Annotated in this window: 23 protein-coding genes and 1 riboswitch; of the genes, 14 read left to right on the top strand and 9 right to left on the bottom strand. The window is 63.4% G+C overall.

Annotated features, from left to right (window positions below):
• Nucleotides 1-6: 6 nt before the first annotated feature.
• The 4 genes from FA94_RS07440 to FA94_RS07455 all read right to left on the bottom strand — a co-directional run bounded on the left by FA94_RS07440 (nucleotide 7) and on the right by FA94_RS07455 (nucleotide 5,059).
• Nucleotides 7-540 carry a hypothetical protein gene (locus tag FA94_RS07440; protein ID WP_035548458.1) on the bottom strand — a complete coding sequence of 178 codons (534 nt, stop codon included), beginning with the start codon at nucleotides 538-540 and terminating at the stop codon, nucleotides 7-9.
• A gap of 129 nt (nucleotides 541-669) precedes the next feature.
• Nucleotides 670-1,497 (bottom strand): ferritin-like domain-containing protein, encoded by an 828-nt coding sequence (locus FA94_RS07445; protein ID WP_035549498.1) that lies wholly within the window; start codon nucleotides 1,495-1,497, stop codon nucleotides 670-672.
• Nucleotides 1,498-1,843: 346 nt separating this feature from the next.
• Nucleotides 1,844-3,223, bottom strand: a complete 1,380-nt coding sequence (locus FA94_RS07450) for an MFS transporter (RefSeq protein WP_035548461.1) — start codon at nucleotides 3,221-3,223, stop codon at nucleotides 1,844-1,846.
• A gap of 198 nt (nucleotides 3,224-3,421) precedes the next feature.
• Nucleotides 3,422-5,059: a gamma-glutamyltransferase family protein gene (locus FA94_RS07455; protein WP_035548463.1), complete on the bottom strand. Its 1,638-nt coding sequence runs from the start codon at nucleotides 5,057-5,059 to the stop codon at nucleotides 3,422-3,424.
• 352 nt (nucleotides 5,060-5,411) lie between these two features.
• Here FA94_RS07455 and FA94_RS07460 point away from each other — a divergent pair, with 352 nt between their 5' ends.
• The 3 genes from FA94_RS07460 (at nucleotide 5,412) to FA94_RS07470 (ending at nucleotide 7,582) form a co-directional block, all read left to right on the top strand.
• Complete coding sequence (locus FA94_RS07460) at nucleotides 5,412-6,191, top strand: DeoR/GlpR family DNA-binding transcription regulator (protein ID WP_035548466.1); 780 nt, start codon at nucleotides 5,412-5,414, stop codon at nucleotides 6,189-6,191.
• A 442-nt stretch (nucleotides 6,192-6,633) separates the two neighbouring features.
• The gene (locus tag FA94_RS07465; protein WP_035548469.1) at nucleotides 6,634-6,831 is read left to right on the top strand and encodes a hypothetical protein; all 198 of its coding nucleotides are present in this window, start codon (nucleotides 6,634-6,636) and stop codon (nucleotides 6,829-6,831) included.
• A gap of 127 nt (nucleotides 6,832-6,958) precedes the next feature.
• The gene (locus tag FA94_RS07470) at nucleotides 6,959-7,582 is read left to right on the top strand and encodes a TetR/AcrR family transcriptional regulator (RefSeq protein ID WP_035548472.1); all 624 of its coding nucleotides are present in this window, start codon (nucleotides 6,959-6,961) and stop codon (nucleotides 7,580-7,582) included.
• Between the two features lie 89 nt (nucleotides 7,583-7,671).
• On the opposite strand, the gene FA94_RS07475 is transcribed toward FA94_RS07470, so the two are convergent.
• Nucleotides 7,672-8,046 (bottom strand): hypothetical protein, encoded by a 375-nt coding sequence (locus FA94_RS07475; RefSeq protein WP_081935750.1) that lies wholly within the window; start codon nucleotides 8,044-8,046, stop codon nucleotides 7,672-7,674.
• Between the two features lie 204 nt (nucleotides 8,047-8,250).
• Between FA94_RS07475 and glpD the strand changes: the two genes are divergently transcribed.
• From glpD to FA94_RS07495, 4 genes are all read left to right on the top strand, one after another.
• Nucleotides 8,251-9,780 (top strand): glycerol-3-phosphate dehydrogenase, encoded by a 1,530-nt coding sequence (glpD, locus tag FA94_RS07480; RefSeq protein WP_035548477.1) that lies wholly within the window; start codon nucleotides 8,251-8,253, stop codon nucleotides 9,778-9,780.
• Nucleotides 9,781-9,963: 183 nt separating this feature from the next.
• Nucleotides 9,964-11,463 carry a glycerol kinase GlpK gene (gene glpK / locus FA94_RS07485; RefSeq protein ID WP_035548480.1) on the top strand — a complete coding sequence of 500 codons (1,500 nt, stop codon included), beginning with the start codon at nucleotides 9,964-9,966 and terminating at the stop codon, nucleotides 11,461-11,463.
• 93 nt (nucleotides 11,464-11,556) lie between these two features.
• A complete protein-coding gene (locus tag FA94_RS07490; protein WP_035548482.1) occupies nucleotides 11,557-12,273 on the top strand; it encodes an MIP/aquaporin family protein in 717 nt (238 codons plus the stop codon).
• Nucleotides 12,274-12,460: 187 nt separating this feature from the next.
• The gene (locus FA94_RS07495) at nucleotides 12,461-13,147 is read left to right on the top strand and encodes an HAD family hydrolase (RefSeq protein ID WP_035548485.1); all 687 of its coding nucleotides are present in this window, start codon (nucleotides 12,461-12,463) and stop codon (nucleotides 13,145-13,147) included.
• A 113-nt stretch (nucleotides 13,148-13,260) separates the two neighbouring features.
• Here the strand turns inward: FA94_RS07495 and ribB are convergent, their stop codons facing one another.
• The 4 genes from ribB to FA94_RS07515 form a co-directional block, all read right to left on the bottom strand.
• Entirely contained in the window at nucleotides 13,261-13,980 is a 720-nt protein-coding gene (gene ribB / locus FA94_RS07500; protein WP_035548487.1) for a 3,4-dihydroxy-2-butanone-4-phosphate synthase, read from the bottom strand.
• 147 nt (nucleotides 13,981-14,127) lie between these two features.
• Nucleotides 14,128-14,311: riboswitch (FMN riboswitch) on the bottom strand.
• A 127-nt stretch (nucleotides 14,312-14,438) separates the two neighbouring features.
• Nucleotides 14,439-15,197, bottom strand: coding sequence for a helix-turn-helix domain-containing protein (locus tag FA94_RS07505; protein ID WP_502690835.1), 759 nt, complete (start codon nucleotides 15,195-15,197; stop codon nucleotides 14,439-14,441).
• A 169-nt stretch (nucleotides 15,198-15,366) separates the two neighbouring features.
• Nucleotides 15,367-16,533, bottom strand: a complete 1,167-nt coding sequence (locus tag FA94_RS07510) for an MFS transporter (RefSeq protein ID WP_035548488.1) — start codon at nucleotides 16,531-16,533, stop codon at nucleotides 15,367-15,369.
• Between the two features lie 18 nt (nucleotides 16,534-16,551).
• Complete coding sequence (locus tag FA94_RS07515; protein ID WP_035548491.1) at nucleotides 16,552-16,953, bottom strand: VOC family protein; 402 nt, start codon at nucleotides 16,951-16,953, stop codon at nucleotides 16,552-16,554.
• 122 nt (nucleotides 16,954-17,075) lie between these two features.
• Between FA94_RS07515 and FA94_RS07520 the strand changes: the two genes are divergently transcribed.
• From FA94_RS07520 to lnt, 7 genes are all read left to right on the top strand, one after another.
• On the top strand, nucleotides 17,076-18,059 hold the full coding sequence (locus tag FA94_RS07520; RefSeq protein WP_035549504.1) for a LysR family transcriptional regulator: 984 nt from the start codon (nucleotides 17,076-17,078) through the stop codon (nucleotides 18,057-18,059).
• Between the two features lie 95 nt (nucleotides 18,060-18,154).
• Nucleotides 18,155-19,528, top strand: a complete 1,374-nt coding sequence (gene miaB, locus FA94_RS07525; protein WP_035548494.1) for a tRNA (N6-isopentenyl adenosine(37)-C2)-methylthiotransferase MiaB — start codon at nucleotides 18,155-18,157, stop codon at nucleotides 19,526-19,528.
• Nucleotides 19,529-19,604: 76 nt separating this feature from the next.
• On the top strand, nucleotides 19,605-20,687 hold the full coding sequence (locus tag FA94_RS07530; RefSeq protein WP_035548497.1) for a PhoH family protein: 1,083 nt from the start codon (nucleotides 19,605-19,607) through the stop codon (nucleotides 20,685-20,687).
• 71 nt (nucleotides 20,688-20,758) lie between these two features.
• Nucleotides 20,759-21,220: an rRNA maturation RNase YbeY gene (gene ybeY / locus FA94_RS07535; protein ID WP_035548500.1), complete on the top strand. Its 462-nt coding sequence runs from the start codon at nucleotides 20,759-20,761 to the stop codon at nucleotides 21,218-21,220.
• Nucleotides 21,221-21,251: 31 nt separating this feature from the next.
• Nucleotides 21,252-21,962 carry a gamma-glutamylcyclotransferase gene (locus FA94_RS07540; RefSeq protein WP_035548502.1) on the top strand — a complete coding sequence of 237 codons (711 nt, stop codon included), beginning with the start codon at nucleotides 21,252-21,254 and terminating at the stop codon, nucleotides 21,960-21,962.
• A gap of 278 nt (nucleotides 21,963-22,240) precedes the next feature.
• Entirely contained in the window at nucleotides 22,241-23,134 is an 894-nt protein-coding gene (locus FA94_RS07545) for a CorC family transporter (RefSeq protein ID WP_035548505.1), read from the top strand.
• Between the two features lie 61 nt (nucleotides 23,135-23,195).
• Nucleotides 23,196-24,941, top strand: a complete 1,746-nt coding sequence (gene lnt / locus FA94_RS07550) for an apolipoprotein N-acyltransferase (RefSeq protein WP_035548508.1) — start codon at nucleotides 23,196-23,198, stop codon at nucleotides 24,939-24,941.
• Nucleotides 24,942-24,979: the final 38 nt, after the last annotated feature.

A 24,979-nucleotide genomic window follows, 5' to 3' on the forward strand; every position in this document is an offset into this window, starting at 1 on the left:
GCAGCATTAGGCGTCAAGGCGGCCGGCTCCGGCCGCCGCCTGCTTCAGGTGCTCGATCTGCCGTTCCCATCGATCGAGCACCGTCTCCCTCTCCCCTGCCAGTTCAAACGTAATGCCGCTCGTCAGACGCGCATAACGCACGCTCTGCGCCTCCGCTGTGTCGATCGAACCGATCAGATAGACCAGCCCGCTATCGTCGCCTGCCGCGCTCGCTAATGGCTTGACGCGCAACTGCACCTGATAGAACGCCTCATCGCAAACAAAGCTCAGCGCCGCGCGCCCGCTTTGCGTGATCGCGCGCGTCGCCCTTGCCTGCGGCCACAACGCGATGCGCAGCGTGCGCGAATCGGGCGCATACAACTCGCCGACGCCGAGCAGCGAGCTGCGGATATGGCCGTTCGCATCGACGCTCAACAGCGACGCGGTGAAGCCCATCTTGCTCGCCAGCGATGAACCGTCGAACAACGCGCGCACGGCGTCGGGCCATTCGTCGAACACGGTCTGTTCCAGCGAACGTTCGGGTGCGGGAGAATCGCTCATGGTCGTGCCGCTCCGATGACAAGAAATAGTTAAGTCCGCATCATGCCTCGAAAAGCAAATGGCCCGCGTCAGCGGGCCATTTGCATCGTCAAACTTTTACGTCGACCAGTCGATCAGGCAACCAGTCAATCAGCGGAAGAAAACATAATGCGTGATCTTCGCCAGCGGGTAATGCACGCCGGGCTGAATACGCGCCGGCAGATCCAACGGCTTGAGCAGCATCTTCACGCACATATCGGCCGACAGATTACGCCGCACCAACGCATTGATCCGCGCCGCGCGTTCGCGGTTATACGCCGAGTCATGCACGCGCTCCGGATAACGCACCGCGAACACATGGCGCAACGCGATTTCCGAGTCTTCGTTCTTCATCTCCATCACACGGCGCATCAACGCGCCGAGCACGGCGAGACGGCCGTTGCCTTCGATCTTGTTGTACTTCTTGAAGAACCGGAAAAAGTGCTTGTAGTGACGGACTTCGTCGACGCGGATGTTGTCCGTGATCTCTTTGAGCACCGGTTCGTCCGAGCATTCGCCGATCGCGCGATACAACGTGGCCGTGCCGGTTTCCACCACGCAGCGCGCCACCATTTCGAGCGCGCGAGTCTTTTCGAAATCCTCCATCGAACAGGTCAGCGAGTACTCTTCCATGAACTGGCTGAACGCCTTGTCCCAGTCGAACTCGGGCCACACATAAGCGATGTAGGTTTTGAGCGCGCGGCCATGCTGCATTTCCTCCGGCTCCCACTCGTTGTTGAGCCAGGCCGACACTTCCGGATCGCCGTCAAAAAAAGTACTCAGATTGCTTGTATAAAGGTCGGTGCCGCTTTCGATAAACGAAGCGGCGCACAACAGCAGCAACAGATCTTCATTGGCAACCGCCTTCTGCCGGTCAATGCGGGTGAGGTCGATATCCTCGATCCGCCAAGGCATGACGTGGTTCAGCTCTGTGTGCATCTTGTCTTGCTCCGAAAGCTGTATCGACTCGTGAAGCATGCCCGCAACCGCCGGCTCTCGCAGGACGGTCCGCCGTGTCAGATACAGCACTTTGAATTAGAGTTAACCCCTTGTATCTTGCATCTTAGCCGGTGTTTCGCAACTCTGCAGATAACCCAGCACAGACCATGCCGGGTCGTTACAGTTCCAATTCGCGGGTAGTCGAACTCTTCGGTCTGACAAAAACTCAGCCTGCATGAAGCAAAAAAAGCCAGCTCGACGAGCTGGCTTTTGCTTTGGGAGAAGCTACTTCGAGCGGCTTCGAATCGGCCCATGACGGGCTAAGCGAAGGCGTGGATCGATCCGCTCAGGCCGGCTGAACGGCCTGCATCAGGCGCACCCGGCGCATGCGAAACGCCACGACCACCAGCGACAACCCCGACAACACCGCGGCGATCAGCACGTAATAACTTGGCGCGAGTTTGTCGCCGGTCACGTGAATGAAGGTCTCGACGATCGTCGGCGCAAAGCCGCCGAAAATCGTCACGCCGATGCTGTAACCAATGGAAAGACCGGTCGAGCGCACTTGCGTCGGGAAGATCTCGGACATCAGCGCGGGCATCGGTCCGGAGTAAGCGGCTTTGAAAATACCCGCCGTGCCTTGAAGCAGCAGCAACCAGCCGATGGTGGGATGCGACTGCAGCAAGGCGAACATCGGATAGATCAGCGTGCCCATCAACACCAACGTCGTCAGCATGATGCGAATCCGGCCGATGCGATCCGACAGCGCGCCCATGACCGGCGACAGCAGAAACTGCAGGCCACCGTTGAGCACCACCACGCCGAACGATGCCGCCGCCGGCATGTGCAACTGCTTGACCGCGTACATCGGCATGTACAACTGCAGCACGTACACGCCCACCGTGGATTGCGCCACGATGCCCACGGCAAGCAGCAGATTGACCCACTGGCTGGAGAACGAGGCGCCGTTCGCTTCTTGATCGTTCGCGACGGGGCGAAGGCCGGCCGCCTCGCGGGCTTCACGCGCTTTGTGCAGCGCGAGGAACTCCGGCGTTTCGTCGAGGTGCGAGCGGATGTAATAGCCCACCGGCCCGACCAGCAAGCCGAACATGAACGGCAGACGCCAGCCCCAGCTATTGAGTTGCTCGGGCGGCATCCACGCGGTCAGCAGCGAGCCGAAGGCCGCAGCGGTGATCGCCGCGAGCCCCTGGCTCGCGAACTGCCAACTCGCGTAATAGCCGCGACGCGACGCGCTGTGTTCGACCATGAAGGCCGTCGCGCTGCCGAACTCGCCGCCCACCGCGAAACCTTGCACGAGCCGCGCGAGCAGGATCAGCACCGGCGCCGCCAGGCCGATCGACGCATACGGCGGCATCACGGCCATCGTGAAGGTGCCGACCATCATCAGCGCGATGGCGAGCGTCAGCGCCGCCTTGCGGCCCTTGCGGTCGCCGTACGTGCCGAGCACGACGGCGCCCAGCGGCCGCATCAGGAACGAGATGCCGAAGGTGGCGATGGCGAGCAGCGTCGACAGCCACTCGTCCTGCATCGGGAAAAACTGTTTGGCGATGATGGTCGCGAAGTAGCCGTAGACCAGAAAGTCGAACCACTCGAGCGCATTGCCGACCGACGAGGAAAACACGATTCGCCGCACCATGGCTTTGGAAAGCGGTGCGGGCGCGGCAAGAGGGGAAGCTGCCGCCGAAGGCGACGCGGGGGTGTGCATGATGTCTCTACCTTGTCTGATACCGGTCTGAACCGTGATGGGCCTGAAGCGCCACTAACCATGCCTAATGCATACCCCACAAACGCACCGAAGCCCCGCACGAACCCGCGTCGTCTCCGGTACTACCCGTGAGTCAAACGCGAAACAGCCCGGCGTCCTGAACCTCCTGAACCGCGCCGCTTCGCCTGTGTGACGGAATCAGAAGCCGGCCGCCAGGCCGTCGCGACGGCTATCGCTCGCCGCCACATAACCGCGCTCCGGTTCGTTGCGATCGAGCTTCCAGATGTACTGGCCGGAGCCGAAATCCATGTACGGATCGTCTACCGACTTGATCGTGTGGCCCAGCTTCTGCAACGCCTCGGCGGTGCGCGGATCGAGCGTCGATTCGATGTCGATCGTGAAGTCGCGATTGACCTTCCAGCGCGGCGCGTCGCACGCAGCCTGCGGCTGCTGGCCGTAGTCGAGCATCCGCACGATGGATTGCAGATGGCCTTGCGGCTGCATGTCGCCGCCCATCACGCCGAAGCTCATCACCGCTTCCTGGCGGCCGTCTACCTGCTGCGTGAGGAACGACGGAATGATCGTGTGGAACGGCCGCTTGCCACCTTCCACCACGTTCGGCGACTTCGGGTCCATCGAAAAACCGCAACCGCGGTTCTGCATCGCGATGCCGCTGTCCGGCACCACGATGCCCGAGCCGAAGCCCATGTAGTTCGACTGGATGAAGCTGACCATCATGCCGCGCTCGTCCGCCACCGACATGTAGATCGTGCCGCCCGCCTTCGGCATGCCGAAGTCGAACTGCGTGGCGCGCTTGTGATCGATCAGCTTCGCGCGCGACGTGAGGTAAGCGTCGTCGAGCATCTGCTCGGGCGTGACGTCCATGGAACGCGGATCGGCCACGTAACGGTAGACATCGGCGAACGCCAGCTTCATTGCTTCGATCTGCAAGTGCTGCGACTCGACGTTGTCGACCGCCAGTTCCTTCACGTCGAATTTTTCGAGGATGCCCAGCGCGATCAACGCCGCGATGCCCTGGCCGTTCGGCGGAATCTCATGCACGGTGTGGCCGCGATATTCCTTGCCGATCGGCTCGACCCAATCCGCGCGGTAGTTGCGCAGGTCGTCGAGCGTCAGCGCGGCGCCGCCTTCGCGGGCGAACGCGGCGATCTGCTCGGCGATCTCGCCTTCGTAGTACGCGCGCGGGCCTTGCTCGGCGAGCTTGCGCAGCGTCTTCGCGTGGCCGGGAAAGCGCACCAGTTCGCTCACTTCCGGCGCGCGGCCGCGCGGCATGAAGGTTTGCGCGAAGCCCGGCAGATCCTTCAACTCCGGCACGGCGGCCGCCCATTTATAGGCGACGATGCTGGCCACCGCGTGGCCGCGCTCGGCGATTTCGATCGCCGGTTCCATCAGGTCGGCGAACGGCAGCGAGCCGAACTTCTGATGCAGCGCCTCCCAGCCGGCGATCACGCCGGGCACCGTCACCGCGTCCCAGCCACGCTTGGGTTGTTTCGCCAGACCGTTTTCCTCGCCGTACTTGCGCTTGAAGTAGTCGACGTTCCACGCCGCCGGCGACACGCCCGACGCGTTTAGACCATGCAGTTTCTTGCCGTCCCACACCAGCGCGAACGCATCGCCGCCAAGGCCGCACGACACCGGCTCGACCACCGTGATGGCGGCGGCCGCGGCGATCGCCGCGTCGACGGCATTGCCGCCTTTCCACAGCATGCGCAGCCCCGCCTGCGCGGCGAGCGGATGCGAAGTCGAAACGATGTTGCGCGCGAATACGGGCAGACGCGGCGTCGGGTAAGGGTTTTGCCAGTTGAAGCCAGTCATGTCGAACACTCTCGAAAGCGAGGTCCCGGCTCGTGACAGCGGCCGGCAACCAGGGGGAATTGAATCAACGTCGGACCACATGCGGATCACATACAGACAGCGCAGGACCTCGGATTGCAGCGCGATCTGGCCCAAAAAACAAATTCATTTATCAAATGAATAAATGCGCAAATGGCCTGAATGGATCGAGGGTAAGTCGTCCGGTATCTTATGGATGTCGCACAACCTGGCAGACAACCCCGGCGATGGTCTTACAATAGCCCTATCGCCGTTCACGCCTCAGCCGCCTTCCAGATTAGCTTGCAGCGTCGATGGCGGCCGGCGCCGACAAAAAACCCACGAACCGAGACACATGACCCGAGACCCCCGCCTGACTCTCAACGCCCGGCAACAGGAACTGCTGGAGTGGGTGCAACGCGACGGCTTCGTGACCGTGGACGACCTCGCGGCCCACTTCGACGTGACGCCGCAGACGATCCGCCGCGACGTCAACTGGCTCGCCGACATGAATCTGCTGCGCCGCTATCACGGCGGCGCGAGTCTGCCGACCAGTTCCGAAAACGTCTCGTACACCGCGCGTCAGCGCATGTTCCACGAAGAGAAACGGCGCATCGCGGCGTTAGTGGCCACTCACATTCCCGATCAGGCGTCGCTGTTTATCAACCTCGGCACCACGACCGAAGAAGTGGCCCGCGCGCTGAACCGGCATCGCGGGCTGCGCGTGATTACCAACAATCTGAACGTCGCCAGCATGATGAGCGGCTATCCGGATTGCGAGGTGCTGGTCACCGGCGGGATCGTGCGGCCGTGGGACAAAGGCATCGTGGGCGAACTGGCGATCGATTTCATTCGCCAGTTCAAGGTGGATTTCGCGATCATCGGCACGTCGGCGATCGAAACGGACGGCACGCTGCGCGATTTCGACACCCGCGAAGTGCGCGTGGCCGAGGCAATCATCGAGCATGCGCGCACGGTGTTTCTGGCCGCCGACAACTCCAAATTCGGCCGACCGGCGCTGGTTCGTCAGGGGCATCTGGATCAGATCGACGCACTCTTTACGGACGCCGCGCCGCCTGCGGAAATGGCCGAGACGCTGATCGCGGCGAATTGCCAGGTGTATATCGCCGAGTAAGTGGCGTTAGGTGCGGCGGGTGGGTTGGCGCTGAGTCGAGATTACGTCGCCTCCCAGTTGCGGTTGCGTCGCCTCCCAGCCGACGACAACTTGCCGCCGCGTCGTGCCCAATTTTCCCCTGCTCCACCCACCCCGCCCAGGCGTTTTCCGCCATGCTGCACCGCACGCGAAACTTCGAGTGAAATCAAGCTTTTAGCCGAGGCTCCAAACCGCCTCGGCAGCATCCGATTGTCAAAGGGAAAATTTACTGGGGCACCTTTGGTGTTTAACGTGCGGTTGACTACACTCCAGTTCCCCGGCGTCTGTTGCGCAATTTGCGTAGCGGCGGCTGCGTGAATCTGTCGTGTGAACCGTACTTCCCGCCTGATCCTCTAGCGGACTTCACTGGCACCTGGCCAGTTGCCGACAAGGCTGTCCGCGTTTGCTTGACATGGAGAGAACAATGCTAAGTCCGCATGAATTCGCCACGTTGTTGCTCGTCAAGGACGCTCCCCATCAAGTCGACATGGAGCGAGAAGAACTCGACGCCCTGCTGGAACGCCAATTGGTCCAACTCGAACGGCTCGCGTCGGGCAACGAACAATGGCGCGTGACTGAAATCGGCGACAGCGCATTGCGGGCGATCAAACGTTTTTCGTAGCGTCAGTCGGACGGCAGGCTTGCCTTATTACCCTGAATGAAAGCGGACGTTCATCCGAACGCCCGCTTTTGTTGTGCGCAACGCATTTACACAGTAAATTGACGCGACGGACTTCCACCGCTCGCGCATGCCCAAAACCCTTTCCGCCGACGACATCCAGCAATTCCGCGAAGCGATGCGCCGCGTAGCCGAGAACGCGTTCGCCACGCGCGGCGCGCAGGGCGTGACGATGCGCGAACTGGCGAAAGAGTTGGACTGCAGTGCAATGACGCCCTACCGCTATTTCCGCGACAAGGACGACATTCTCGCGATGGTCCGCGCCGCCGCGTTCAATCGTTTCGCGCTGCACCTCGAAGCCGCCGCGGGGAACGCGTCCGGCGACAATCGTCTGGCGGTGAGCGACGCCTACGTCGCGTTCGCCCTCGACGAACCGCACGCGTACCGTTTGATGTTCGATGTGAATCAGCCGGAAGGCGGCTATCCGGATCTCGCCGCTGCGGCGCTGCGTGCGCAGGAAATGCTGACCACGCATTTCGAACAGCTGGTCGACGCAGGTCTTCTGGAAGGCGATCCGCAGTTGATTGGCTATGCGTACTGGGCAAGTCTGCACGGATTCACGATGCTCGCGCTCGCCAATCAGTTACCGTTGCCCGAGGCGCAGCAACCGGCCGGGCATACGGCACCGACGCGGGAAGCGGTGCTCGCCCAGCTTCGCCGGATGTTGTGGCGCGGCGCTCAGCCACAGCCATAGCCGCCGCACAGCCCGGTCTTAAGCACCAACTCACGCCGCCCACTCAAGCGACCGGCCAACACCCCAACCGTTCCCGCAGCGCCCCCGCCTCAACCGTTCCGCAAAGTCGGATCGGCCGCCGCGCGCCAGCTCAACGCCTTGGCCCGCTGATCGATAAAGAACGCCACCCACTGATTGCGCACCTGCGGATCCGTACTCAAACCCTGACTCGCAAAGCGCTGCGCGATGGAAGCCTGAAATCCGCAAAAATCCTCTTTCGACAGTTTGCCGTGGCGGTTCGCCACATAAGCATCGAACAGCGCGTCGTAAACGCTTTGCGCGTCTTTGCCGTAGTCGACCGTCTGGGCGCTGCACATCTGCTGCAACGACACGAACGACGGTGCGCCCATCGTGCCGCTCAGGCTCGGCGAGCTGACGCATCCCGCGAGCAGTACGGCGGCGCCAATCATCAAAAGTCCACGCATGTATTCACCTCGAAATGGCTGCTGCCGAGAGTATCGTCCGTGGCCGCGCGTTGCGCCACCACCTCGACCACCGAGTTAGAGGTTCCCCTAAGACAAGCGAACTTTACTTTTTCGAATATGTTCATTAAAGTTCGAAAACGAACACTATCGGTTCGATAGTTTTTCCTAACGGCTTTCCGAAAACAGACGCAGGGGACACAGCAGGTGACGCAAGGCTCGAGATACGATTTGCTCGTCGTGGGCGGCGGGATCAACGGCGCAGGCATCGCTCGCGATGCGGCGGGCCGCGGCCTGTCGGTGTTGCTCTGCGAACAGGACGACCTGGCGGCGCATACGTCGTCGGCCAGCACCAAGCTGATTCACGGCGGCTTGCGCTACCTCGAATACCGCGAGTTCGGCCTGGTGCGCAAAGCGCTGCAGGAACGTGAAACGCTGTTGCGCGCGGCGCCGCACATCATGTGGCCGCTGCGCTTCGTGATGCCGCACATGCCCGATCTGCGCCCGGCGTGGATGATCCGCGCCGGCCTGTTCCTGTACGACCACCTCGCCAAACGCGAAATGCTGCCGGGTTCGCGCGGCATCGTGATGCGCAACCATCCCGCAGGCGCGCCGCTGGTCGATTCGATCAAGCGCGGTTTCGTGTATTCGGACGGCTGGGTCAACGACGCGCGCCTCGTCGTGCTGAACGCGCTGGACGCCGAAGAGCGCGGCGCGAAGATTCTCACCCGCACGCGGCTGGTCAGCGCGGTGCGCGCCGGCGGCGAATGGCGCGCGCAACTGAAGCGCGCGGACGGCACGATTCTCGACGTGCGCGCCGCTTCGATCGCGAATGCCGCGGGCCCGTGGGTCGGCGAGCTGCTGCATGGTGCGCTCGGCCGCGAAGCGTCGCACAGCGTGCGCCTGGTGAAAGGCAGCCACATCGTCACGCGGCGCCTGTTCGACCACGATCACGCGTACATCTTCCAGAATCCGGACAAGCGCATCATCTTCGCGATTCCGTACGAACACGACTACACGCTGATCGGCACCACCGATATCGAATACCGCGGTGACCCGTCGCAAGTGGCGATCACGCCGGAAGAAACGCAGTACCTGTGCGACTCGATCAACCGCTACTTCAAGCAGAAGATCTCGCCGGCCGACGTGCGCTGGACCTACTCGGGCGTGCGTCCGCTGCTCGAGGAAGAAGGCGCGGACAATCCGTCGGCGGTCACGCGCGACTACTCGCTCGAACTCGATTCGCCCGCGGGCGAAGCCCCGCTGCTGTCGGTGTTCGGCGGCAAGATCACCACCTTCCGCAAGCTTGCGGAAGAAGCCGTCGACAAACTCACGCACGCGCTGCACAAGAGCGCAGCTTCGTGGACGGCCGGCGCGCCACTGCCCGGCGGCGACATGCCGAACGCGAACTTCGAGCGCTTCCTGACCGAATTCAAGCAGCAGCACGCCTGGCTGCCGGCCGACCTCGCGCACCGTTTGGCCCGTGCGTACGGCACGCGCGTCAAGCACGTGATCGGCAACGCGCACTCGATTGCAGACCTCGGCCGCGCCTTCGCGCCAGGTTTTTACGAAGCCGAACTGACTTACCTGCGCGACACCGAATGGGCCCGCAGCGCTCAGGACGTGCTGTGGCGCCGTTCGAAACTCGGCCTGCACGTCGAACCGGGCACGCTCGATTCGATCACGCAAGAAATCGATGCATGGTTCGTCCGCGAACCGTTCCGACAGAGCGCGTAGTCAGGCACATCAGCGAGCAGCGCCTTCGCTGCTCGCGGCAAACCGGATTCCTTTCACCCCTCGGCTGAAGCAAGCCGGGACGCACCACCACATCTGTTGCTGTTGCAGCCCGCTTAAAACAACAAGCCGTTCCCGTCGCCGTTCAAGAGTCCGGCGATTCATAAAACGCATGGAGAAGAGACAATGCAGGATCAGTACATTCTCGCCCTCGACCAGGGCACGACGAGCTCGCGTGCCATGCTGTTCGACCGGCTCGGTAATGTCGTGTCGACGGCGCAAAAAGAATTCCAGCAAATCTATCCGCGTCCGGGTTGGGTCGAACACGACCCGCAGGAAATCTGGTCGACCCAGGCCGGTGTTGCCGCCGAAGCCGTCACGCGCGCCGGCATGAACGGCACGTCGATCGCGGCGATCGGTATCACCAATCAGCGCGAAACCACCATCGTGTGGGATCGTGAAACCGGCCACCCGATCTACAACGCGATCGTCTGGCAAGACCGCCGCACCGCCGATTTCTGCGACCAGCTCAAGGAGCAGGGTCTCGAAGAAAAAGTCCGCGCGAAAACCGGCCTGCCGATCGACTCGTATTTCTCGGCGACCAAGATCCGCTGGATTCTCGACAACGTGGAAGGCGCGCGCGAAAAGGCCAGGCAAGGCCGCCTCGCGTTCGGCACGGTGGATAGCTGGCTAGTGTGGAATTTCACCAAGGGCGGTCTGCACGTCACCGATGTGACCAACGCGTCGCGCACCATGCTGTTCAACATCCACACGCTGCAGTGGGACAACGAACTGCTCGAAGCGCTCGACATTCCGCGCAACATGCTGCCGGAAGTGCGTCCTTCGTCGGAAGTGTATGGCCCGACCAAGACCACCGTATTCGCTTCGAAGATTCCGCTCGCGGGCATCGCCGGCGATCAGCACGCTGCCCTCTTCGGCCAGATGTGCACGCAGTCGGGCATGGTGAAGAACACCTACGGCACGGGCTGCTTCCTCGTGATGAACACCGGCGAAAAACCGATCGAATCGAAGAACAACCTCGTCACCACGATTGCCTGGCAGATCGGCGACAAGATCAACTACGCGCTGGAAGGCAGCATCTTTATCGGCGGCGCGGTGGTGCAATGGCTGCGCGACGGCTTGGGCATCATCAAGAACGCGGCTGAAATCGAAACGTTGGCGCGCGGCGTGCCGCACACCGACGGCGTGTATCTCGTGCCCGCGTTCGCCGGCCTCGGCGCGCCGCACTGGAACGCCCGCGCTCGCGGCACGCTGTTCGGCGTGACGCGCGGCACGAGCTCGGCGCACATTGCCCGCGCCGCGCTCGATTCGATCGCCTACCAGTCGCTCGACGTGCTGAAGGCGATGGAAGCCGACTCCGGCATTCGCATCGGCGAATTGCGCGTGGACGGCGGCGCATGCGCGAACAACCTGCTGATGCAGTTCCAGGCCGACATTCTCGGCGTCGATGCGGTGCGCCCGAAGGTGTCGGAAACGACCGCGCTCGGCGCGGCGTATCTGGCCGGTCTCGCGGTCGGCTACTGGAAAGACGTGGACGAGTTGCAAAGCCAGTGGGCGCTCGACCGTCGCTTCACGCCCGCACTGCCGCACGCCGAGGTCAAGGCCAACCTCGACGGCTGGCAGCGCGCGATCCGCGCCGCCAAGGCGTGGGCCGATACGCCCTGAGCGTAGCGTTACCCCTTCACCAGACAAACTTTCGACATAAAGAAGCCGCTTATCCAGCGGCTTCCCTAACAACTATATTTCGGATACCCAACCATGTCTCCTTACATTGCGGAATTCATCGGCACCGCGCTTCTGGTGCTGCTCGGCAACGGCGCGGTCGCCAACGTGCTGCTCGCGCGCACCAAGGGCAAGGGCGCGGACCTGATCGTGATCGTGATGGGCTGGGCGATGGCCGTGTTCATCGCGGTCTACGTCACCGCGTCGTTCAGCGGCGCTCACCTGAACCCGGTCGTGACCATCAGCCTCGCGCTGGCCGGCAAATTCGCATGGGCCAAGGTGCCCGGCTACGTGGCCGCGCAAATGCTCGGCGGGATGGCAGGCGCGCTGCTCGTGTGGATCGCCTATCGTCAGCACTTCGAGAAGGAAGCCGATGCCGACGTGAAGCTCGGCGTGTTCTGCACCGCGCCGGCCATTCGCAGCGTGCCGCATAACCTGCTCACCGAAATGATCGCCACCTTCGTGCTGATTCTCGGCGTGCTGTATCTGGCGTCGCCGCAAGTCGGTCTGGGCGCGCTCGACGCGCTGCCGGTCGGCCTGCTGGTGCTCGGTATCGGCATCTCGCTCGGCGGCCCGACGGGTTACGCGATGAGCCCGGCGCGCGATCTGTCGCCGCGTCTGATGCACGCGCTGCTGCCGATTCCGGGCAAGCGCGGCAGTGACTGGAGCTATGCATGGATTCCGGTCTGCGGTCCGCTGCTGGGCGGCGCGGCGGCCACGGCGCTGTACATGTTCCTGCACACCATGCACTAAGCTCGCGACACAGCGGGCCCGAGCCGGGACGATGTACCTCCGAGGGCCGTCCCGGCCACAGCGGAACGCAGTGGCACGCAGCGGCGTCGCGCAGACGACGCCAAAGCACGTATCATGATGCTTTCAATCTGCGCGCACGGGCTTGCAACTGTCTTGCCAACGCGCGCTCCGCTTTCCGTTCCCAAGCATGATCGACCACCTCATCTGTGACTGCGACGGCGTACTCGTCGACAGCGAAATCATCGCCGACCGCGTGATGCTCGCCACGCTCAACGCGACCTTCCCCGGCCTCGACTTCGAACCCGTCGTCAAAACGGCTTTTGGCCAGCAGATGTCGCGCTTTCTCGAAGGCATCGAGAAGTCCTTCGACATTACGCTGCCCGCGAATTTCCTGAACACCGTCGAACACAACGTCGAGCTCGAACTCGCGGCGTCGCTCAGCCCGATCAACGGCGTACGCGAGGCCTTGCAGCGCGTCAGCTTGCCGGCGGCCGTCGTGTCGAACAGCCGCATGGCGCGCGTGCATGCGTCGGTGCGGCGCGCGGGTTTGCAGCAGATTTTCGGCGAGCGGATTTTCAGCGCCGAACAGGTGGCGCGACCCAAGCCTTATCCCGACGTGTATCTGTTCGCCGCGCAAACGCTGGGCGTGGAACCGTCGCGTTGTGTCGTGGTGGAGGACAGTGTCGCGGGTTTGAACGCCGCGCGCGCGGCGGGCATGAAGACGATCGCGTTCGTCGGCGCGAGCCATATTCCGGAAGGCTATGCAGACGCGCTCCGCAAGATGGGCATGACGCGCATCATGAAGCACATGGATGAATTGCCCGCGCTGGTGGAAGCCGGCGTGCGCGGCGAGTTCGGCGACCAGCAGTCGTAAGCGCTTGCGGTTGCCCAGAAAAAAGGCCGGCTCTCGATGAGAGCCGGCCTTTTTGCATTTCTACCGGCACTGGCGACGCACGCGATCAGGTCATCCTGCGCAGCGTCACCTCATCACGCCTCGTCAGCCACGCACTCGCGTGCCTGCGCCAGCGCCTGACGAAACTCCACCAGCTCGGCGATCGTCAGCATCGGCAGATTGTGTTGCGCGGCGAAGCGCTCCACCTCCGCGCCACGCGTCATCGTGCCGTCGGCGTTCATCAGTTCGCACAGCACGCCGGCCGGTTTCAGACCCGCGAGAACCGCCAGGTCCACCGTGCCTTCGGTATGGCCGCGACGCGCCAGCACGCCGCCGGGCATCGCGCGCAACGGGAACACGTGACCCGGACGCACGATGTCGGCGGGCTTCGCGTTATCCGCGATCGCGGCACGAATCGTCGTCACGCGATCGAGCGCGGACACGCCGGTCGTGACACCGTCGCGCGCTTCAATCGATACCGTGAACGCTGTGCCGTGACGGCTTTCGTTGTTGACTGCCATGGGCGGCAATTCGAGCGCGCGAATCTTCTCGTCGGGTAGGCACAGGCAGACGATGCCGCTGCATTCGCGGATCAGCAACGCCATGGTTTCGACGGAAAGACGCTCGGCCGAGACGATCAGATCGGCCTCGTTCTCACGATCGTGGTCGTCTTGCAGGACCACGGCGCGGCCATCGCGCATGGCTTGCAACGCGGCGGCGATACGCGGCGGAACGGGTTCGGTGGCGAGCAACGGGAGATCGAGGAATGCGTCATCCGCAATCGTCGACGGAACAGGAAAAGTAGCAAAGGTCATGATTGAAACGCTCATCGCAAAAGTTGGGCGAAAAACGTTTCAGGGCATTGCAAACAGACAAAGACGCGCCGTTGAACGTCGCGCAAAGCGACGCTCGCGCACCGCTCAAAACTGCGAGCGGCGTCACGGAAACGAACATGACTATCTGCACATCTTCTTCCATCCGGACTATGACCGTCGGCTCTGGCTTCTCACCAGATCTGCTGACCCCGCTGCGATTTCTCCGACTCGAAAGACCGCGCGATGCGGGCGCTCGCGGGCTCGCCGGCTCACGCTTTCGCGCTGCCGGCATACCGCCGGTGGGGAATTTCGCCCCGCCCTGAAGACGCACTGATTTGCCGGAAACGACCGGCTGGCAAAGCATACAGCAGTCACGCCGGGTCTGCAGCGCAACCCCTACTGAACGGATGGAGAACGCCACGTAGTCGGTGTGGAGCGCGTCCGTTCTGAAACTACGGTCAAACTGGCGCGGCCTCGCGGACCGGTTCATGGGCGTCATGCGCTTCATGTGCGGTGTCGCACGTGGCGGCGTGCGTCGTGGTTTCACGCACGGTCTCGTGCGACGCCGGCACGTCCCAACGCGGCGGCGTTTCAGCCTTCAACGTCACGCGAAATGCGCGCGCTTCGGTGTCGCCGGGATTGCGCAAGCTGTGCGGCTGGTCGGCGTCGAACACGATCGCGTCGCCCGTGGCGAGCAATTGACGCTGGTCGTGCACGCTGACTTCAAGCGTGCCTTCGCTGACCACGAGATTCACCGTGGTGCCCGGCGCGCGACGCGTGCCGGCTTCGGTATGCAACGCCGCGATACGCAACTCGTGAAACTCGGCGACGGTCGGCTCGGCATCCGGATAAAGCGGTCGCGCCGAATAGCGACCGTTGGCACTGAAGAGCCGCGACGAGCGCTCGGCCGGCAAGTGTTCAAAACCGTTGGTCGCATGGCGTCGCAGAAACGCGGCGACCGATACTTTCAACGCGGCCGCGACCTTGCACAGCACTTTGATCGACGGCACGCTGCGCGCCGATTCGATCTGCGCGAGCATGGCGCGCGACACGCCGGAAGCGCGGGCCAACGCGTCGAGCGACAGTTGCCGCTCGGCGCGCAAACGGGCCAGATTCACGCCGACGAGATGTTCGAGTGCATCGAAAGGTTCGGCGGCACGCGGCGACGCTGCGGTATCAGCCGCGGGATCGCGAACCAGCGCAAGCGGGGAATGCATGATTGCCTCCAGGAGCGCCGCCGGACGGCGGGCAAGCAGTTAGTGGAAGCAAGATAGCATCGCGATTGGCCACGCCCAACGAAGTTATCTTCACACTGTTATCAGCATTGCGGAGGACGATTCTCGCAAAGCTTGTGCGAATTTTTCATATGCGCCGCCGCGCCAGTTTTTAAGCCCGCTGCGCCACCGCCGAACCCGGCGCATCCCTCCGCGCGGCAAACCACGTCAACAGCAACGCCACCACACTGACCGCAGCCGCGACCCACGGCAACGTATCCAGCGAATGCCCGTGGTTGATCACCAACCCACCCAGCCACGCGCCGCCGGCATTGCCCACATTGAACGCGCCGATATTCAACGTCGACGCCAGATTCGGCGCCGCGGCCGCCTTCTCGACCACCCGCATCTGCAACGGCGGCACCGTCGCGAACGCCGCGATACCCCACACGAAGATCGTGATCGCCGCCGCCACCTGCGAGTGACTGGTGCGCGCGAAAATCGCCATCACCACCGCGAGCGCAACCAGAATACCCATCAGCGAAGGCATCAGCGCGCGATCCGCGAGCTTGCCGCCCACCGTGTTGCCGATCGTGAGCCCCACACCGAACAGCACCAGAATCAACGTCACGCCGCGCGGCGAGAAACCGCTCACCTGCTCGAGAATCGGCGCGATATAAGTGAACACCACGAACACGCCGCCGAAGCCGAGCACGGTCATCGCGAGCGCGGTCCAGACCTGCGGGTCCTTCAGCACGCGCACTTCATGACCAAGACCGACCGGACCAGCGTCGTGACGATTCGGCACCAGCAGCGACACGCCTGCCAGCGACAGCACGCCGAACACGCTGACAATCCAGAACGCCGCGCGCCAGCCGAATTCCTGACCGACGAAAGTGCCGAACGGCACGCCGAGCACGTTCGCGAGCGTCAAGCCGGTGAACATCAGCGCGATCGCGCTGGCCCGCTTTTCAGCCGGCACCAGCGAGGCCGCCACCACCGCGCCGATCCCGAAGAACGAGCCATGCGCGAACGAGGTCACGACCCGCGCGATCATCAGCACGGAATAGCTGGACGCGATCGCGCACAGCGTATTGCCGACGATGAACACGCCCATCAGCAGTTGCAGCGCGAGCTTGCGCGGCATCTTGCTGGTGACGACCGCCAGCAGCGGCGCGCCGACCGCGACGCCGAGCGCATAGCCGCTCACCAGCAAACCCGCCGACGGAATCGAGACAGACAGATCGCGCGCGACGTCGGGCAGCAAGCCCATGATGACGAATTCGGTCGTACCGATCGCGAATGCGCTAATGGCTAGCGCGAGTAATGGAATGGGCATTTTTTAAGACTCCATGAATCAAGATTGAGCGTGCTGCAGCGCCGTCACGAATTCGATGACGACGCCCGGCGCGAGCGCCACGAAGAGCTGCAGTTCGGCTGGTTGCGGTCCCATCTGCGGCACCTGCGCGCTTTGGTAATCCACGCCAGTGGCGTGCAGACGCCCGAGCAACGCCTGCCACTCGGCGGCGCTCTCCAGCCGGAACGCGATGTGGTCGATACGCGGCGCCGCTCGGCCGGTCACGGCGGGCACCGTCGCGTCGATCAGATGGATCACCGGCCGGCCGTCGTTCGCGTACAGCCAGTAGCCGTCGACCGAAAAAGGCGGACGCGCGCCGTCGACCAGGCCCACGACGTCGACGAAAAAACGTCGGGCAGTGTTGAGGTCGGCGGTGACGATCGTTGCGTGATCGAGTTGCATGGTGTGAACGCCTCAGCGCAAGGCATTAGGGTTTTCGAGGAGTGGATTGTCGGCGCTGAGCGACGGTTTGATAATTGGCGTAGCATTTGAAGCATTATCAAATTATTTTTGAAAGCCACGCGATGGATAACCTCGGTGACATCCGCCTCTTCGTCGAAGCGGCGCAGCAGGGCAGCCTGTCGGCGGCGGGCCGCAAGATGGGTTTGACGCCGGCCGCCGCGAGCGCGCGCCTCGCCAAACTGGAAGCCGGGCTGAAAGCGCGCTTGTTCGAGCGCACCACCCGCCAGCTCCGGCTCACCGACGAAGGCCGCCTCTACCTGAACTGTTGCCGCCAGGCGCTGCAATCGCTCGACGACGCCGAAGCCGCGCTGCAAGCGGGCCAGGGCGTGGTGCGCGGCAAGGTGCGCATTTCGGCGACGTCGGATTTCGGCCGCAATCTGCTGATGCACTGGCTCGACGAGTTCAACGCGCTTTACCCGGAGGTGACGTTCGCGCTGACGCTGTCCGATTCGCTGTCGAATCTGGTACAGGAAGACATCGATCTGGCGATCCGCTTCGGCGTGCCGCAAGACAGTTCGCTGGTGGCCCGTAAACTGGCGCCGAACCGGCGCGTGCTATGCGCGTCGCCGGATTACATCGCGCGCAAGGGCGAACCGAAAGATCCGCTCGATCTGGCCCATTTCGACTGCATCGTGCTGGGCACCGCGACCGGCCTCGCGAACGAATGGCGCTTCACGCGCGGCGACGAAACGCAGCACTACACGGTGCCGTTCGAAACTGCCCGCGAGACCAACGACGGCGCCGTCGCCCGCGAATGGGCGCTGCGCGGCTACGGCATCGTGATCAAGTCGATGTGGGACGTGGAAGCGGATCTGCGCGCCGACGGCCTGAAAGTGCTGCTGCCCGACTGGCGCTATCCCGACGCGCCGCTGCACGCGCTCTACCACCGCAACCGCTTCATGGCGCCGCGCGTGCGCGTGCTGCTGGATTTCCTGAGCGAGCGCTTCGCGCAGGTCTCGGGCGAACTGGAAAGCCTGCTGGGCTTGCCGCCGGAGCGGCCGCGCGGCAACGCGGGCGCGGAAAGCCCGGCCGTTGAAGGGCTATAATATTGAGTTACGCAGCGCCTTGCCTGCCTGTTCTGCCCCCCACTCCACCTTTTAAAAGACGCCCCCAGGTTAACCACTGCGACCGGCGAAAATCGATGACCAAGAAAGTTTATGTAAAGACGTATGGCTGCCAGATGAACGAGTACGACTCCGACAAGATGGTCGACGTACTCGGCGCGGCTGAAGGCCTCGTCAAGACCGACACGCCGGAAGATGCCGACGTGATTCTGTTCAACACCTGCTCGGTGCGCGAAAAAGCGCAGGAGAAAGTCTTCTCCGAACTCGGCCGCGTGCGCGAGTTGAAGGAAGCGAACCCGAATCTGATCATCGGCGTGGGCGGTTGCGTGGCAAGCCAGGAAGGCGCCTCGATCGTGGCGCGCGCCCCTTACGTGGATCTGGTGTTCGGTCCGCAAACGCTGCACCGTCTGCCGCAAATGATCGACAAGCGCCGTGAAACTGGCCGCGCGCAAGTCGACATCTCGTTCCCGGAAATCGAAAAGTTCGATCACCTGCCGCCGGCGCGCGTCGACGGTCCGAGCGCGTTCGTGTCGATCATGGAAGGCTGCAGCAAGTACTGCAGTTACTGCGTCGTGCCGTACACGCGCGGCGAAGAAGTGTCGCGTCCGCTCGACGACGTGCTGACCGAAATCGCCGGCCTCGCCGACCAGGGCGTGCGTGAAGTCACGCTGCTCGGCCAGAACGTCAACGCGTACCGTGCCGGCATCACGCTCGGCTCGACCGAAATCGCCGACTTCGCGCAACTGATCGAATACGTCGCCGATATTCCGGGCATCGAACGGATTCGCTACACCACGTCGCATCCGAAGGAATTCACGCAGCGCCTGATCGACACCTACGCGAAGGTGCCGAAGCTCGTCAGCCATTTGCATCTGCCGGTGCAGCACGGCTCCGACCGCGTTCTGATGGCCATGAAGCGCGGCTACACGGTGCTCGAATACAAATCGGTGATCCGCAAGCTGCGCGCGATCCGCCCTGACCTGTCGCTGTCCACCGACATGATCGTCGGCTTCCCCGGCGAGACCGAAGAAGACTTCGACAAGATGATGGCGCTCGTGCACGAGATGCAATACGACACCAGCTTCACGTTCATCTACAGCCCGCGTCCCGGCACGCCCGCCGCGAATCTGCACGACGACACGCCGCGCGAAGTGAAGCTCAAGCGCCTGCAACATCTGCAGGCTACGATCGAAGAAAACGTGCAGCGCATCAGCGATTCGATGGTCGGCAAGATCGAGCGCATTCTGGTCGAACGCCCGGCGCGCAAGGACCCGAACGAACTCGCGGGCCGCACCGAAAACAACCGGGTGGTGAATTTTCCGGCGCCGGTTGCGTCGCACGCGCGACTGATCGGCCAGATGGTGGACGTGAAAATCGTCCATGCGTACCCCCATTCGCTACGTGGCGAACTGGTGCTGGTGCATGACGACGCGCCCGCCACGACCCACTGAGCGACAGTAAATAACCCGCTGCGCGAACCGCGCCGCCCACTCCGCGTATCGAAACCGACAGGATCGAACCACCGCCTTGAAGACCACTCAGCAGCATCTGGAATTCACCGCACCGCGCGACGACAACGCGCGGCTCGCCAACCTCTGCGGACCGCTCGACGAAAACCTGCGGCAGATCGAGCAGGCGCTCGACGTCACGCTGCAACGCCGGGGCCACCGCATCACGATTCGCGGACGTGGCGCGAAACTCGCGCTTACCGCGCTTGAAAACTTCTACGAGAAGGCGCGCGCGCCGCTGTCGATCGACGACATCCAGCTCGCGCTCATCGAGGTGCGTCATCCGGCGCGGCATCGGCCGAACGGCAACGGTAGCGGCACGAACGGCGACGAAGCGGGCGATCCGCGTTTCCCGGGCAATCCCGACCATCCGTTCGACCAGCCCGCAGACGGCGCCGAAGACGACCTCGAAGCGCTCGGCCCGAAGCTGTACACGCGGCGCGCGGATCTGCGCGGCCGCACGCCGGCGCAGCGCGAGTATCTGAAGCAGATCATCGCCCACGACGTCACCTTCGGCATCGGTCCGGCCGGCACCGGCAAGACCTACCTCGCGGTGGCCTGCGCGGTGGACGCGCTCGAACGCGATCAGGTCAAACGCATCGTGCTGACGCGGCCGGCCGTGGAAGCGGGCGAGCGTCTGGGCTTCCTGCCGGGCGATCTGGCGCAGAAGGTCGACCCGTATCTGCGGCCGTTGTACGACGCGCTGTACGACCTGCTCGGCTTCGACAAAACCGCCAAGATGTTCGAGCGGCAGATGATCGAAATCGCGCCGCTCGCGTACATGCGCGGCCGTACGCTGAACCACGCGTTCATCATCCTCGACGAGGCGCAGAACACCACGCCCGAACAGATGAAGATGTTCCTCACGCGGATCGGCTTCGGCTCGAAGGCCGTGGTGACCGGCGACACGACCCAGGTCGATTTGCCGCGCGGCCACAAGAGCGGGCTGAACGAAGCGCAACAGGTGCTGTCGGACGTCCGCGGCATCGCAATGACGCGCTTTACCAGCGCGGACGTGGTGCGGCATCCGCTGGTCGCGCGGATTGTGGAGGCGTACGATGCGCATTCGCAGAAAACTGCCGGTCCGGCGGATTCGCGTTGATTCGCGCTGAACTGCATTGTTCTGAGTTGTTCTTTTATGCCGCTGCAAAAACCGCAATACATCCAATCAGCATGAGTCGCGCCCCGAAACTGACGTTGAATCTGCAATTCCCCGCCGCCAAGACCTGGCCGGAACACAAGGCGCTGCTGCCACGCGCCACGGTGGCCGGCTGGATCAAGGCGGCGCTGTTCGCGGACGGCGAGCTGACGGTGCGCTTTGTCGACGCCGAAGAAGGCCGCACGCTGAACCGCAGCTATCGCGGCAAGGATTACTCGACCAATGTGTTGACCTTCGCCTATGCCGAAACGGAAGACGATCCGGTCACGGGCGACCTGATCCTGTGCTGTCCGGTGGTGGAAAAAGAAGCCGCCGAACAGGGCAAGCCGCTGCTCGCGCACTACGCACATCTGCTGGTACACGGCACGCTGCACGCGCAGGGTTACGACCACGAAGTCGAAGAAGAAGCCGAGGAAATGGAAGCGATCGAAACCGAGATTCTCGGCAAGCTCGGCTTTCCGGATCCTTACCTGTAGCCACCCCATTTAATCTCGCCGAAAGCACGCCGTGAGTACCTCATCCCCTGAAGCCGCGACCCGCACACCCTGCCCGGATTACCCGCCGGCGCTCGGCGAATCGAGGCTGCTGACGGACGAGGAATTGCGCGCGTCGCTCGAGTGCACATTGCGCGACTGGGACCGGAAGAGCGATCTATGGCTGTTCGGCTATGGCTCGCTGATCTGGAATCCCGGCCTGCCCACTGCCGAAGCCAGCCGCTCGAAAGTGCACGGCTATCACCGCGGACTGTATTTGTGGTCGCGCGTGAATCGCGGCACGCCCGAGCAACCGGGCCTCGTGCTCGCGCTCGATCGCGGCGGCTCGTGCACCGGCATCGCGTTTCGCGTCGCGGCTGACGGCGCGATGCCGCATCTGGAAGCCTTGTGGCGCCGCGAAATGGCCATGGGCTCGTACCGCCCGGCGTGGCTGCCGTGCGTACTCGCCGACGGCCGGCGCGTCGACGCGCTGGCGTTCGTGATGCGCCGCGACGTGGCGAGCTACACCGGCAAACTGCGCGACGACGTCGTCAAGACCGTGTTCGGCTGCGCGTGCGGCCGCTACGGCACCACGCTCGATTACGTCAGCCGCACTGTCGACGCATTGCGCGAAAGCGGCATGCCGGATCGCGCGCTCGAAGCGCTGCTGGAACGCTGCCGCGAAGAAAGCCGCGAAGCCGGCCCCGATGCCGATCGCCCGGACAGCGCCGGCCGGCGGGCGTAGTCAGCGCCAGTGCCCTGCCGCACATCATCTAATCCGCTAGCAACGGCCGCCATGGCGTCGCGCATGTCGGCCATCACGTGTACTTTTTTGCTTCAAAACGCCGTTGTTCGCGTAATCAGTTAGGATTGACCCACTCGCGCCCTTGCGGCGCAGTGCGTTTACCGCGCCTCACCCCTGCTTCACTCTTCGCCCGGCCCGGCGGGACACGGTCCTGCCATGTGCCTGGTGTATCCTTAATGCTCTGCAACAGCGCGCCCAGACTCGCCGGGCGCACTACCATGAACGACACGTATCCCAGTCGACGCCAACTCGACAAACCGCAAGAAAAGCGCTCACTCCTCGAGCGTTTTACCGACTTCATCTCGCCCGAGCCCGACTCGCGCGCAGAACTTCTGGAAATCCTGCAGGACGCGCACGAGCGCAACCTGATCGACGCCGACTCGCTGTCGATGATCGAAGGGGTCTTCCAGGTCTCCGAGCTTAGCGCCCGCGACATCATGGTGCCGCGCGCTCAAATGGACGCGATCAACATCGCGGACAGTCCCGCCGAATTCATCCCCTACGTGCTGGAAAAGGCGCACTCGCGCTATCCGGTGTTCGAGGGCAATCGCGACAACATCATCGGCGTGCTGCTGGCGAAAGACCTGCTGCGCTATTACGCCGAAGAAGAGTTCGACGTGCGCGGCATGCTGCGCCCCGCCGTGTTCATTCCCGAATCGAAGCGCCTGAACGTGCTGCTGCACGACTTCCGCGTGAATCGCAATCACCTCGCGGTGGTGGTCGACGAATACGGCGGCGTGGCCGGCCTGATCACGATCGAAGACGTGCTGGAACAGATCGTCGGCGATATCGAAGACGAATATGACTTCGACGAGGAAAGCGGCAACATCATCGCGTCGCCGGACGGACGTTTCCGCGTGCGTGCGCTGACCGAGATCGAGCAGTTCAACGAAGCCTTCGGCACGGATTACCCGGACGACGAAGTCGATACGATCGGCGGACTCGTCACGCATCATTTCGGCCGCGTGCCGCATCGCGGCGAGAAGGTTCGCCTCGACGATCTGATCTTCGAGATTCTGCGCGGCGACGCCCGCCAGATCCACATGCTGCTGGTGCGCCGCGATCCGCTGGCCGGCCAGCGCGAGCGCGAAGCGCAGCACGTGCAGACCTGAGCTTAGCCCTCACGGGCTCGCTTTCTTCGCTTCCTCAACACCTCACGCCGACCGCGCAACAATGGCCGACCCGATAACTTCCCGTTCGCGCCGCGGCGTGAGCGCTTCTGCCGCTCAAGACGTCCGCGGCCGCGCGCTGCCCCGCTGGCATTACCTCGTTGCCGTCGTCGCCGGCGCAGCCAATACGCTTTCATTCGCGCCGACGCCGCATGGCGGCTGGCTCGAACTCGCGATCTTCGCGTTTTACTTCGCGTGGCTCACGCGCAGCACCGGCTGGAAAAGCGCGGCCCTCACGGGCGGCGCGTTCGGCTTCGGCAACTTCGTCAGCGGCGTGTGGTGGCTGTACGTCAGCATGCATTTCTACGGCGGCATGAGCGCGCCGCTCGCTGGCGCGGCCGTCGTGCTGTTTTCGTTGTATCTGGCGATTTATCCGGCATTCGCCGCTGCGCTGTGGTCGTTCTGCGCCGGTCATGCGCGCAACGGCGCGGCGGATGACCGCACGCCGTTCTCGCCGACCTGGCATGGCGCGCTGGCGTTCGCGAGCGCGTGGGCGATCGGCGAATGGCTGCGCGGCACGGTGTTCACCGGCTTTCCGTGGCTCGCGAGCGGTTATGCACAAGTAGATGGCCCGTTCGCCGGCTTTGCACCGGTGGCGGGTGTGTATGGCGTGGGCTGGGTACTAGCGCTGGTGGCCGCACTGATCGTGCAGGCGCTGATGCAATTGACGGCTTTGCGCCAGGCGAGCGGGAGCGCTGCCGGTGGTGTCGGCGATGTCGGCGGCAATAACCGGAACACCGCTGACGGCGGCCAACCAAACGGCAAACCCGGCGGCGTCCGCGCCGCCCTGCCCGGCGTCATCGCGCTGGCGCTGATCGCGGCCGGTCTGCTGCTGCCGCTCGCGCAATGGACGGTCCCCGCCAACGCGCCACTGACCGTGCGTCTCCTGCAAGGCAACGTCAAACAGGAGATGAAGTTCGAAGAATCCGGCATGCGCGCCGCGATCGACATGTATCAGCAAATGATCACGTCGAAGCCCGCCGATCTGATCGTCACGCCGGAAACGGCGATTCCGGTTTTCATCCAGCAATTGCCGGCGCCGTTCGCGTCGGCAGTGCGCCGTTTTTCGGACTCGACCGGCAGCGCCATCCTGTTCGGCGCACTCGGCGGCACGGTCACGCCGGAAGGCCAGTTGACCGACTATACGAACAGCCTGTTCGGCGTCACGCCCGGTTCCCGCGACGTGTACCGCTACGACAAACACCACCTCGTGCCGTTCGGCGAGTTCGTGCCGTGGGGCTTCCGCTGGTTCGTCAATCTGATGAACATTCCGCTCGGCGATTTCTTCCGCGGCGCGCCGGTGCAGAAGCCGTTCATGGTGCACAACCAGCCGGTCTCGGTCGACATCTGCTACGAAGACATCTTCGGTGAAGAGATTGCCCGCAGCATTCGCGAAAGCGACACGCCGGCCGGCGTGCTGGTGAACTCGACCAACCTTGCCTGGTTCGGCGACACGATCGCGCTGGACCAGCATCTGCAGATCGCGCGCATGCGTTCACTGGAAACCGGCCGGCCGATGCTGCGCGCCACCAACACCGGCATGACCGCCGCGATCGATGCGAACGGCAAAGTGCTCGGCCGCCTCAAGCCGTTCACGATCGGCTCGCTCGACGTGACGGTGCAAGGCACGTCCGGCAGCACGCCGTATGTGACGAGCGGCAATAACACGGTGCTGGCGGTGTCGTTGCTGCTGCTGGCATTTGGATTTGCATTTGGGCCGGGCATTACCCGACGCCGTAAAACGTCCTAAAACGCCTTACCCGGCGATGATGTTTAAAGCCATGCGAT

Origin of the sequence: Burkholderia sp. 9120 (assembly GCF_000745015.1) — a bacterium.
GTDB lineage: Bacteria > Pseudomonadota > Gammaproteobacteria > Burkholderiales > Burkholderiaceae > Paraburkholderia.